Raw genomic sequence first — 12,097 nt, forward strand, 5'->3', positions numbered from 1 at the left:
CCGCCGCACCGCCCTCCGCCGCACCGCCCTCCACCGCCGCGCCGTCGACGGCCGCGCCGACGGTCACGTCTGCGTCCTCGTCCTCGTCCCCACCCCCGGCCTCCAATGTGGAGGTGAAGGCCACCGCCCTGTTCGTACGCTGCCGCATCCGCCCCACCGTGACCGCCTGCTCCTCGTCCAGGTCACCGAGGAAGGCGACCAGCAGACCTTCCTGGCCGCCCGAGCCGCGGCGCAGCATGTCGTACGCGAAGGACAGTCCCGCCTCCGCCGAGTGCTCGACCAGGGCGAGGGCGTCCAGCAGCAGTCCGGCCGTGTCCGAGGAGTCACCCGCGAAGCCGATGCCCTCCGGACCGGGCACCATGGTGCCCGCGTCGGTCAGCAGGCGGACCGCGTAGCCCCGCTCCAGCAGGTGCAGACAGACGGACGCGGCGCCGGAGACCGCCCACTCGAAGGGGGAGTCCGGGCCCGAACCCGCGTACGCGGTACGGCGGGTGTCCAGCAGCACCGTGCACCGCGCCTTCTGCGGCTGCTCCTCGCGGCGCACCATCAGCTCGCCGTAGCGGGCCGTGGAGCGCCAGTGGACCCGCCGCAGATCGTCACCGTGCCGGTAGCCGCGCGGAATCACGTCGTCCTCGCCGGCGAGGGCCAGCGAGCGCTGCCGCCCGTCGCCGTAGCCGGTGGTGTCGCCGGAGAGACCCACCGGCGGCAGCGGCTCGACCCGCGGCACCACGGTGAGCGTGTCGTACGCGCTGAAGGCCCGGGTCAGCTCGCACATGCCGAAGGGGTCGGTCAGCCGAAGCTGCAAGGGCCCCAGCGGATAGCTGCCACGCAGGTCCGAGCGCACCCGGTAGGACACCTCACGCCGGCCGCCCGGCTCGACGCGGTCCAGTACGAAGCGGGGGCGTGGCCCGAGCACGTACGGGACCCGGTCCTGCAGCATCAGCAGCCCGGTCGGCAGCCGCGAGACGTTGTCGACGCGCAGATGTACGCGGGCCTCCGACCGGACCGGGACCCGGGCGGGGAACAGCCGGCGGGAACCCGCCACGCGATAGCGGGTGCGGTGCAGCACCAGCACACAGACCAGCGGGAGCACCGCGAGCAGCAGTCCGACGCGCAGCAGGTCGGACTGGCCGAGCACGTACGCGCAGACCGCCGCGGCCACCCCCGCGGCCAGGAAGGAGCGGCCCCTGGTGGTGAGGCCGCCGAGTGCGGTGCGCAACGAGCTGCGCCGGTCCTCGGCGGCGGCACCCTGGCCCGACTCGCCCGCGCGGGCTTCGCTCCGGCCGGGGCCCCCGGACATCAGAAGCCCCGCGGTGACTGCTGTCCGTAGCCGTCCGGTGGTGCGGGGGCGCGCGTCCCCTCGGTGGCAGCGGCCGGCACGGCCACCCGCTGGAGGATCTCGGTGACCACCTGTTCGGCGGTCCGCCGGTTCAGCTGGGCCTGCGCGGTGGGCAGCAGCCGGTGCGCCAGTACGGGCGCGGCCAGCGCCTGCACGTCGTCCGGGAGTACGAAGTCACGTCCTGCCAGCGCGGCCCCGGCCCGCGCCGCGCGCAGCAGGTGCAGCGTCGCGCGCGGGGAGGCGCCGAGCCGCAGTTCCGGATGCGCGCGGGTGGCCGCGACCAGTTCCACCGCGTAGCGCCGCACCGGGTCGGCCACGTGGACGCGGCGCACCGCGTCGATCAGCTTGCCGATCTCGTGGGCGTGCGCCACCGGCCGCAGGTCCTCCAGCGGGGAGGCGCCGCCGTGCACGTCGAGCATTTCCAGCTCGGCGGCCGGGCTCGGATAGCCGATGGAGACCCGCACCATGAAACGGTCGCGCTGGGCCTCGGGAAGGGGATACGTGCCCTCCATCTCGATCGGGTTCTGGGTGGCCACGACCATGAAGGGAGCGGGCAGTTCGTAGGTGTGCCCGTCGATGGTCACCTGGCGCTCCTCCATCGACTCCAGCAGCGCCGACTGGGTCTTGGGCGAGGCGCGGTTGATCTCGTCGCCGATCACGATCTGCGCGAAGATCGCGCCGGGCTTGAACTCGAAGTCCTGCCGGTGCTGGTCGTAGACGCTCACGCCGGTGATGTCGGAGGGCAGCAGGTCGGGTGTGAACTGGATGCGCCGGACGGAGCAGTCCACGGAGCGCGCCAGCGCCTTGGCGAGCATGGTCTTGCCCACCCCCGGCACGTCCTCGATCAGGAGGTGCCCCTCGGCGAGCAGCACGGTCAGCGAGAGCCGTACGACCTCGGGCTTGCCCTCGATCACGGACTCCATCGAGCGGCGCACCCGGTCCGCCGTCATACTCAGCTCGCTGAGGTCGGCTCGCTCGTCAAAGGTTGTCACCCAGGCCTCCTCGGCCATCCCCGTCGTTCATCCCGTTGTCCATCCGGTGCCCGCACACGCATTCTTCACGCCGACGGGCCCCCGCGTCACTGTTCCGGGGGGATCTCGGTCCCCGGGTCTATCTCCCGGAGCAGCCCCGTCGTCACGTCGAAGACGAAGCCGCGCACGTCGTCGGTGTGCGGCAGGAACGGCGACGTACGCACCCGCTCCATCGACTGGCGCACGTCCTGGTCCAGGTCCTGGAAAGCCTCCACCGCCCAGGACGGCCGCTGGCCCACCTCGAGCTCCAGGTCGTACCGGAAGTCCTCGGTCAGGCTGAGCATCCCGCAGCCGGTGTGATGGATGAGCACGACGGATCGGGTGCCCAGGGCGCGCTGGCTGATGGTCAGGGAGCGGATGATGTCGTCGGTGACCACACCGCCGGCGTTACGGATGGTGTGACAGTCGCCCAGTTCGAGGCCCAGCACCTCGTGCAGGTCGATCCGGGCGTCCATGCAGGCGACCACGGCGACGTTGAGGACCGGGCGGGCATCCATGCCCGGGTCGGTGAAGTGCGCGGCATAGCGCCTGTTCGCCTCCACGAGACGGTCGGTGACGGTACCGGCGCCGCGGAGGGCGGAGGCGGAGGCGGGGGACTCGGAGCTCGGCTGCTGCCGGCCAGGGTGCGTCGACATGGGGATGACGGTAGACCGCGTGTGCGAGGACGGCCCCCCGAGGGGGTGGACGAATCGGTCGTCCCGCCGCTTTGTGAGCCACTCCACATCCGCTCACGACCTGCCCCAACGCGCCTCGGGCGCTTGTTGACCGGGCGGACGAGTGGACTAAAGTGACGCGAAGCGGGAGGCGCGACGCTCCCCTCCTGGCCGTCCGGCGCCTTCATTCCCGGTATTCCCCCGTCGCACGCGGCAGCACAGCAGCACAGGGGCAGGAAAGGGCGCATGACCACCGAAGAGCAGCCCGCCGGCGAGGAGCCCATCGACGACCGGTCCGCCGGCGACCGGCACCACCCGGTGATGCTGCGGCGCTGTCTGGAACTGCTGGCCCCCTCCCTCGCCGAGCCCGGCGCGACAGTCGTCGACTGCACCCTCGGCCTGGGCGGCCACAGCGAAGCCCTGCTCGCCACCTTTCCCGCGGCCCGGCTGATCGCGCTCGACCGCGACCGGGAGGCGCTCCGGCTCGCGGGCGAGCGGCTGGCCCCGTACGCCGACCGCGCCACCCTCGTGCACGCGGTCTACGACGAACTGCCCGACGTCCTCGACCGGCTCGCCGTCCCCCGCGTGCAGGGCGTCCTCTTCGACCTCGGCGTCTCCTCCATGCAGCTGGACGAGGCCGACCGCGGCTTCGCGTACGCCCAGGACGCCCCCCTCGACATGCGGATGGACCAGACGCGCGGGCAGAGCGCCGCCGACGTGCTCAACACCTACCCGCCCGGCGAACTGGTGCGGCTGCTGCGTGCCTACGGCGAGGAGAAGCAGGCCAAGCGGATCGTCGAGGCGGTGGTACGGGAGCGGGCCAGGGAACCCTTCAGCCACAGCGCCAGGCTCGTCGAGCTGATCCGGGACGCGCTGCCGCAAGCGGTCAAGCGCACCGGCGGCAACCCCGCCAAGCGCACCTTCCAGGCCCTGCGGATCGAGGTGAACGGCGAACTCGCCGCCCTGGAGAGGGCAGTGCCGGCCGCCGTCGACGCGCTCGCGGTGGGCGGACGCATCGCTGTGCTCTCCTACCACTCGCTGGAGGACCGGCTCGTCAAGCGGGTGCTGACCGCGGGTGCCACCGGCACCGCGCCGCCCGGCCTGCCCGTCGTCCCCGAGCAGTATCAGCCGCGGCTCAAGCTGCTGACCCGAGGTGCCGAACTCCCCACCGAGGACGAGATCGCCGAGAACCGCCGCGCCGCCCCTGCCCGGCTGCGCGGTGCCGAGCGCATCAGGGAGGCGCACACCTCATGAGTGCACAGCAGCGGCTGTCCAGGCTCGCCCGTCTGGTGCCGGCCGGCGCCTCGACGGCGGCCCGTGCCCCGTTCGTCATGCTGGTCGTGCTGATACTGGGCGCCGGACTGCTGGGGCTGCTGCTCCTCAACGCCTCCGTCAACCAGGGTTCCTTCCGGCTCTCCAAGCTGGAGAAGCAGACCGATGAGCTGACCGACGAGCAGCAGGCGCTGCAGCAGGAGGTCGACGCCTACTCCGCCCCGGGGGCGCTGGAGAAGCGCGCCCGCGGCCTGGGTCTCGTTCCCGGCGGCACGCCCGCCTTCCTGGACCACGACGGCACCGTACGGGGCAGTCCCCAGCCGGCCACCGGTCACCCCCGGCAGGAGGAGCGGTGAGCGGACGCCCCCGCGACCCGCGCGGCGATGCCCGCCGTGACGCCCGCCCTGACGCCCGCCGGGACCCCCGCGGCGGCCGGACCAAGGCCACCGCCCGGGCGGCGTCTTCCCGGCGCTCCGCCGGCCGCCCGGGGACCCCGGTCCCCGTACAGGGCAGGGAGCTGCGTCTCGCGCGGGCCAGGCCCCGGCTGCGGCTGATCGCGTTCGGTCTCACTCTCGTCGTGCTGGCGTTCACGGTACGGCTGCTCCAGGTGCAGGCCGTCGACGCCAGCGCGTTCGCCGACAAGGCTGCCGTCAACCGCTACATCACCGTGCCGCTCGCCGCCGAGCGCGGCACCATCTCCGCGCGGGACGGCACGGCGCTGGCCACCACGGTCGACGCCTACGACGTGACCGCCGACCCCTACCTCTTCTCGCGCAAGCAGACCGGCATCTCGGACGCGCCCGAGCGGGCGGCCGCCCTCCTCGCGCCCGTGCTCCACCAGGACGAGCAGGAGCTGACGCGGAAGCTGGCGAAGAAGGACACCCGCTACGTGCTGCTGGCCCGGCAGCAGTCGCCGCGGACCTGGGAGCGGGTCAAGAAGCTGAAGAGCAAGGTCGCCGCGGCGGCTTCCGAGCCGGCCGGTACGAGTCCGGGCAAGGGGCACGACGCGGACGTACTCGCGGGGATCTACCGGGAGAAGCACCCCAAGCGCATCTACCCCAACCAGGAACTCGCCTCCTCCGTCCTCGGCTTCGTCAACTCCGAGGGCAAGGGCGGCGCGGGCATCGAGGCCCGGCTGAACAAGGAACTCGCGGGCCGGGACGGCAAGATCACCTACGCCCAGTCCGGCGGCCGCCAGGTCCCCACCGCCGGCGAACGCGAGCGGCCGGCCCGTGCCGGTGCCGGCGTGCAGCTCACCCTCGACCGCGACATCCAGTGGGCGGCGCAGCAAGCCATCGGCGAGCAGATCACCAAGTCACGCGCCGACAGCGGCTATGTGATCGTCCAGGACACCCGCACCGGTGAACTCCTCGCCATGGCCAACGCCCCGGCCTTCGATCCCAACGACATCTCCCGCGCGGACCCCGCGGCGCTCGGCAACGCCGCCGTGCAGGACGCCTACGAGCCCGGCTCCACCAGCAAGGTGATGTCCATGGCCGCCGTACTGGAAGAGGGCAGGGCCACGCCCCGTACCGAGGTGACCGTGCCCAACCGGCTCAAGCGCGCCGACCGGGCCTTCGCCGACGACGTCGACCACGACACCTGGCACCTGACCCTCAACGGCGTGCTGGCCAAGTCCAGCAACATCGGCACCATCCTCGCCACCGAGCAGCTGGGAGACACCCAGAACGAGGCCAACAAGGTTCTCCACCGCTATCTGCGCGCGTTCGGCATCGGCAGGCCCACCGGCCTCGGGCTGCCCGGCGCGACCGACGGCCTCCTGGCGAAGCCGGGCGACTGGAGCGCCTCCCAGCAGTACACGATCCCCTTCGGCCAAGGGCTCTCGCTCAACGCCGTACAGGCCGCTTCGATCTACTCCACGATCGCCAACGGCGGCGTACGGACGACGCCTTCGCTGGTACGCGGCACCACCGGCTCCGACGGCCGCTACACCCCCGCGGCCAAGCCCGGCGAGCGCCGGGTGGTCAGCGAGAAGACGGCGAGGACGCTCGCCCGGATGCTGGAGTCCGTCGTCGCCGACATGGAGGGCACCGGCACCACCGCGAAGATTCCCGGCTACCGGGTCGCGGGCAAGACCGGTACGGCCAACCGGGTGGACCCCAGGACGGGCCGCTACGACGGGTACACCTCGTCCTTCGCGGGCTTCGCACCCGCCGACAAGCCGCGGGTCACGGTCTACTGCGCCGTGCAGAACCCCAAGAAGGGCAGCTACTTCGGCAGCGACGTGTGCGGACCGGTCTACAAGAAGGTCATGAAGTTCGCCCTGAAGTCCCTCCAGATCCCGCCCACCGGCGCGAAGTCCGATCCGCTCCCGGTCAAGGCGGATTCCAAGGGCTCCAAGGGCTCCAAGGACTCCGGAAAGAACACCAGCCACTGAGGGGGCGCAGGCGCGTGAGAACGATCACTCAGGATCCGTACAACCAGCGGGACGCCACGGTGCCGGGAAGCCCCTCGCTTCGCGGGGCGGGCCTCCCGCCCGGTACGCTCACCGCCGTGCCACAAGCTGATCAGAATTCCCTCACGCCCTCGGCAGGGGGCCGCCCGGCCGCCCGCTCCCGGAAGCGGGCTCCGGAGCCTGCCCCCGAGCCGACGAGGGAGGTCAGCCCGGGCCCGCCCAGGCCCTCGCACGTGCGGCCGGTCCCGCTCGCGGACCTGGCGCGGCAGCTGGGGACCGAAGCCCCCGCGGGCACGGAACAGGCCGCCGCGACCGGCATCACCCACGACTCGCGTGCGGTGCGCCCCGGCGACGTCTACGCCGCCCTCCCCGGTGCCCGCTTCCACGGCGCCGACTTCGCGACCCAGGCCGCCAGCCTCGGTGCCGTCGCCGTGCTCACCGACCCCGCGGGCACCCAGCGCTCCACCGACACGGGGCTGCCGGTACTCACGGTGCCCGATCCGCGGGCCCGGATGGGCGCGCTGGCCGCCGCCATCTACGGCGAGCCGGGCAAGGACCTGCTGCAGATCGGCATCACCGGCACCTCGGGCAAGACCACCACCGCGTATCTGGTGGAGGGCGGGCTGCGCAAGGCGGCCGAGAAGGCGGGCGGCCTGACCGGGCTGATCGGCACCGTCGAGTCCCGCATCGGCGACGAGCGGCTGAAGTCCGAGCGGACCACGCCCGAGGCGACCGACCTGCAGGCGCTCTTCGGGGTGATGCGCGAGCGCGGCGTCACGGCCGTCGCCATGGAGGTCTCCAGCCACGCACTGGTGCTGGGGAGGGTCGACGGCAGCGTCTTCGACATCGCCGTCTTCAACAACCTCAGCCCCGAACACCTGGATTTCCACCCCGACATGGAGGACTACTTCCGGGCGAAGCGGCAGCTGTTCACGCGTGCCCGCTCGCGCTCAGCGGTGATCAACATCGATGACGAGTACGGGCAGCGCCTGGTCGGCGAGGCAGAGGTGCCGGTCGTCACCTTCTCCGCCGAGGGGCACCCGGACGCCGACTGGCGGGCCCAGGACGTCGAAGTCGGCCCGCTGGGGTCCACCTTCACCGTGCTCGGGCCCAAGGAGGAGTCGGTACGGGCCGCCGCTCCGATCGCGGGCCCCTTCAACGTCGCCAACGCCCTCGCGGCGCTGACCGCCCTGGTCACCGCGGGCATCGATCCGCAGACCGCCGCCGACGGCATCGCGTCCGTACCCGGCGTGCCCGGCCGGCTGGAGCGCGTCGACGCCGGCCAGGACTACCTCGCGATCGTCGACTACGCGCACAAGCCCGACGCCGTCGAGTCCGTCCTGTACGCCATCCGCAAGGTCACCGACGGCCGGGTGCACGCCGTGCTCGGCTGTGGCGGCGACCGCGACCCGCACAAACGCGTCGCGATGGGTTCGGCGCTGGCACGGCTGTCCGACACCGCCGTGCTGACCTCCGACAACCCCCGCACCGAAGACCCTCTCGCGATCCTCGCCACCATGCTCGCGGGCGCCGCCGAGGTGCCCGCCTACGACCGCGGCACCGTACTGCTCGAGGAGGACCGGGCCGCGGCGATCGATCTCGCCGTCACCCGGGCCGAACCCGGCGACACCGTGCTCGTGCTGGGCAAGGGGCACGAGGAGGGCCAGGACATCGCGGGGGTGGTACGCCCCTTCAGCGACACGCGGGAGCTGCGCGAAGCCATCCGGCGCAAGCAGAAGTCCGACGCCACGGCAGCCGCGGGGGCCACAGCGCAGCAGGCGGCCCCGGCACCCCCGTCGGCGTCATCAGTGAGTGCCGCTCCCCACCGGACAGACGCCTGAGACCGATGATCCCCCTCTCTCTCGCCGAGCTCGCCGCTGTCGTGAACGGACAGCAGAGCGACATACCGGACCCGGACGCCCAGGTGACCGGCCCTGTCGTCATCGACTCACGGGAAGTGGCCGCCGGCAGCCTCTTCGCCGCCTTCGCCGGCGAACGCTCCGACGGACACGATTTCGCCCGCGGCGCCGTCGAAGCGGGCGCCGTGGCGGTGCTCGCCACCCGCCCCGTCGGCGTGCCCGCCGTCGTCGTCGACGACGTCACCCGCGCCCTGGGCGCGCTCGCCCGGCATGCCGTCGAGCGGCTGGGCACCCAGGTCGTCGCGCTCACCGGCTCCGCCGGCAAGACCAGCACCAAGGACCTCATCGCGCAGCTGCTGGAGAGACTCGGGCCCACCGTGTGGACGCCGGGGTCGCTCAACAACGAGATCGGGCTGCCGCTGACCGCGCTGCGCGCCGACGCCGGCACCCGTCACCTCGTACTGGAGATGGGCGCCCGCGGCACGGGCCACATCCGCTACCTCGCGCAGCTCACTCCGCCCCGCGTCGGCGTCGTACTGAACGTCGGCACCGCCCACATCGGCGAGTTCGGCGGCCGCGAGGCGATCGCCGAGGCCAAGGGCGAGCTGGTGGAGGCGCTTCCCCCGGCGGAAGATCCGGCCGACGGCGGCGGCGTCGCGGTGCTCAACGCCGACGACCCGCTCGTACGGGCCATGGCCGCGCGTACCCGGGCACGGGTGCTGCTCTTCGGCGAGGCCGCGGACGCGGACGTACGCGCCGAGAATGTCCGGCTCACCGAGCGCGGGCAGCCCTCTTTCACGCTTCGCACACCCACCGGGTGCGGTGACGTGACCATGCGCCTGTACGGTGAGCACCACGTGTCGAACGCGCTTGCCGCGGCGGCCGTCGCCCACGAACTGGGCATGCCCGCCGGGGATATCGCCACCGAGCTCTCCGCCGCGAGCACGCTCTCGCGTTGGCGGATGGAGGTCACCGAGCGAGCCGACGGCGTCACGGTCGTCAACGACGCCTACAACGCCAATCCCGAGTCCACCCGGGCCGCGCTCCGCGCGCTGGCCGCGATGGGGCGGGGGCGGCGTACGTGGGCGGTGCTCGGTGAGATGGCCGAGCTCGGTGACGATTCGCTTGCCGAGCACGACGCGGTGGGACGGCTCGCCGTCCGGCTCAACGTCAGCAAGCTCGTGGCGGTGGGTGGCCGGGAGGCCGTCTGGCTGGACATGGGCGCCAAGAACGAGGGTTCGTGGGGTGAGGAGTCGGTGCACGTGTCCGACGCCGATGCGGCGGTCGACCTGTTGCGGAGTGAATTGCGTCCGGGGGATGTCGTACTGGTGAAGGCTTCCCGTTCGGTCGGCCTGGAGCGCGTCGCCGACGCGCTGCTGAAACCCGGGCCCGCAGCGGACCCGGGCGACAACGAGGGCGAGGTCGCCGCCCGATGGGTATGAGTCAGATCCTCTTCTCGGGAGTCATCGGACTCTTCCTGTCCCTGGTCGGGACGCCGCTGCTGATCAAGTTGCTGGCCCGCAAGGGGTACGGGCAGTTCATCCGCGACGACGGGCCGCAGAACCACCACAGCAAACGCGGCACCCCGACGATGGGCGGCATCGCCTTCATCCTGGCCACGGTCGCCGCCTACGCGCTCACCAAACTGCTGACCGGCAGTCAGCCCAGTTTCTCCGGCGTGCTGGTGCTCTTCCTCTTCGCCGGCATGGGCCTGGTCGGCTTCCTCGACGATTACATCAAGATCGTCAAACAGCGCAGCCTCGGCCTGCGGGCCAAGGCCAAGATGGCCGGACAGCTGATCGTCGGCACCGCCTTCGCGGTGCTCTCGCTGAACTTCGCCAACCTCCGCGGCCTCACCCCCGCCTCCACGAAACTCTCCTTCACCCAGGACTTCGGCTGGTCGATCGGGCCCGTGATCTTCGTGATCTGGGCGCTGTTCATGATCCTGGCCATGTCGAACGGGGTGAACCTCACCGACGGTCTCGACGGTCTCGCCACCGGCGCCTCGGTGATGGTCTTCGGCGCCTACGTCTTCATCTGCGTCTGGGAGTACCAGGAGTCCTGCGCCAACGCCTTCACCGCGGGTCCGGGGTGTTACGAGGTGCGCGATCCGCTCGACCTCGCCGTCGTGGCCGCCGCGCTGATGGGCGCCTGCTTCGGCTTCCTGTGGTGGAACACCTCGCCCGCCAAGATCTTCATGGGGGACACGGGTTCGCTCGCGCTGGGCGGCGCGCTCGCCGGACTGGCGATCTGCTCCCGTACGGAACTGCTGCTCGCCGTCCTCGGCGGCCTCTTCGTCCTCATCACGATGTCCGTCGTCATCCAGGTCGGTTCCTTCCGGCTCACCGGCAAGCGGGTCTTCAAAATGGCGCCCCTGCAACACCACTTCGAGTTGAAGGGGTGGTCGGAGGTCCTGGTCGTGGTCCGCTTCTGGATCATCCAGGGCATGTGCGCCATCGTCGGTGTCGGCCTCTTCTACGCTGGGTGGGCGGCGAGCAAGTGAGCGCCCTCCCCGGGCCGGTGGCCGCCGAGGCGGTGTCGGGCAGGCACGTGACGGTCGCCGGACTCGGCGTCAGCGGCAGCAGCGCCGCCCGCGTCCTGACCCGGCTCGGCGCCCACGTCGTCGTCGTCGACGGCGGTGAGAGCGAGACGCACCGCGAGCGCCGCGCCGAACTGGAGGCGGAAGGCGTCTCCGTACGGCTCGGCGACGCGGAGAGCCTGCCCAAGGGCACCGATCTGATCGTCACATCACCCGGCTGGAAGCCGCAGAGCCCGCTCTTCACCGCCGCCCGCGCCGCGGACGTACCCGTGTGGGGCGACGTGGAGTTGGCATGGCGGCTGCGCGGCACCGGCACCCGGCCGGACCGGGCTCCCGCGCCCTGGCTGGCCGTCACCGGCACCAACGGCAAGACCACCACGGTCCAGATGCTCTCCGCCATCCTCGGCGCGGCCGGTCTGCGTGCCCCCGCTGTGGGCAATATCGGCACTCCGCTGATCGACGTCGTCTGCCCGGAGGAACCGCCGGAGGAGCCCCCGGACGTGCTCGCCGTCGAGCTGTCCAGCTACCAGTTGCACTGGGCGCCGAGCGTACGGGCGCACTCCGCGGTCGTGCTCAACCTCGCCCCCGACCACCTCGACTGGCACGGTTCGATGGACGCGTACGCCGCGGACAAGGGCCGCGTCTACGAGGGCAACCGGATCGCCTGCGTCTACAACTGCGCCGATCCGGCCACCGAACGCCTCGTCCGCCGGGCCGACGTCGAGGAGGGCTGCCGTGCCGTCGGCTTCACACTCGGCAGCCCCGGCCCCTCCGAACTCGGCGTCGTGGACGGCATCCTGGTCGACCGCGCCTTCGTCGAGAACCGGCACCGGCAGGCACAGGAACTCGCCGAGGTCACCGACATCACCCCCGCGGCGCCGCACAATATCGCCAACGCGCTCGCCGCCGCCGCCCTCGCCCGTGCCTACGGCGTACCGCCGGCGGCCGTACGGGACGGGCTGCGCGCCTTCCGGCCCGACGCCCACCG

At 72.1% G+C, this 12,097-nt stretch carries 10 protein-coding genes; 7 read left to right on the forward strand and 3 right to left on the reverse strand.

Annotated elements, in window-relative coordinates; genetic code table 11:
• The 3 genes from ACRDP3_RS12960 to ACRDP3_RS12970 form a co-directional block, all read right to left on the reverse strand.
• Positions 1 to 1,300 (reverse strand): DUF58 domain-containing protein (locus tag ACRDP3_RS12960; protein WP_431517056.1); only part of this gene is annotated, 1,300 nt, incomplete at its 3' end.
• Positions 1,300 to 2,331, reverse strand: a complete 1,032-nt coding sequence (locus tag ACRDP3_RS12965) for an AAA family ATPase (protein ID WP_431517057.1) — start codon at positions 2,329 to 2,331, stop codon at positions 1,300 to 1,302. The genes ACRDP3_RS12965 and ACRDP3_RS12960, both read right to left, overlap by 1 nt.
• 86 nt (positions 2,332 to 2,417) lie before the next feature.
• Positions 2,418 to 3,005 (reverse strand): beta-class carbonic anhydrase, encoded by a 588-nt coding sequence (locus tag ACRDP3_RS12970; protein ID WP_431517058.1) that lies wholly within the window; start codon positions 3,003 to 3,005, stop codon positions 2,418 to 2,420.
• 264 nt (positions 3,006 to 3,269) lie between these two features.
• On the opposite strand from ACRDP3_RS12970, the gene rsmH reads away from it, so the two are divergent.
• From rsmH to murD, 7 genes are all read left to right on the forward strand, one after another.
• Positions 3,270 to 4,277: a 16S rRNA (cytosine(1402)-N(4))-methyltransferase RsmH gene (rsmH, locus tag ACRDP3_RS12975; protein ID WP_431517059.1), complete on the forward strand. Its 1,008-nt coding sequence runs from the start codon at positions 3,270 to 3,272 to the stop codon at positions 4,275 to 4,277.
• Positions 4,274 to 4,651, forward strand: a complete 378-nt coding sequence (locus ACRDP3_RS12980) for a septum formation initiator family protein (RefSeq protein WP_431517060.1) — start codon at positions 4,274 to 4,276, stop codon at positions 4,649 to 4,651. The genes rsmH and ACRDP3_RS12980 overlap by 4 nt, the downstream gene beginning before the upstream one ends.
• Positions 4,648 to 6,693, forward strand: a complete 2,046-nt coding sequence (locus ACRDP3_RS12985; protein WP_431517061.1) for a peptidoglycan D,D-transpeptidase FtsI family protein — start codon at positions 4,648 to 4,650, stop codon at positions 6,691 to 6,693. The genes ACRDP3_RS12980 and ACRDP3_RS12985 overlap by 4 nt, the downstream gene beginning before the upstream one ends.
• 14 nt (positions 6,694 to 6,707) lie before the next feature.
• Positions 6,708 to 8,552: a UDP-N-acetylmuramoyl-L-alanyl-D-glutamate--2,6-diaminopimelate ligase gene (locus ACRDP3_RS12990; protein WP_431517062.1), complete on the forward strand. Its 1,845-nt coding sequence runs from the start codon at positions 6,708 to 6,710 to the stop codon at positions 8,550 to 8,552.
• Positions 8,553 to 8,557: 5 nt separating this feature from the next.
• Complete coding sequence (locus tag ACRDP3_RS12995) at positions 8,558 to 10,012, forward strand: UDP-N-acetylmuramoyl-tripeptide--D-alanyl-D-alanine ligase (protein ID WP_431517063.1); 1,455 nt, start codon at positions 8,558 to 8,560, stop codon at positions 10,010 to 10,012.
• On the forward strand, positions 10,009 to 11,073 hold the full coding sequence (gene mraY / locus ACRDP3_RS13000; protein ID WP_431517065.1) for a phospho-N-acetylmuramoyl-pentapeptide-transferase: 1,065 nt from the start codon (positions 10,009 to 10,011) through the stop codon (positions 11,071 to 11,073). Before ACRDP3_RS12995 ends, mraY begins: the two co-directional genes overlap by 4 nt.
• On the forward strand, positions 11,055 to 12,097 hold a 1,043-nt coding region (gene murD / locus ACRDP3_RS13005; protein ID WP_431517064.1), incomplete at its 3' end, for a UDP-N-acetylmuramoyl-L-alanine--D-glutamate ligase. The genes mraY and murD, both read left to right, overlap by 19 nt.

Source organism: Streptomyces sp. (assembly GCF_050698815.1).
GTDB lineage: Bacteria > Actinomycetota > Actinomycetes > Streptomycetales > Streptomycetaceae > Streptomyces.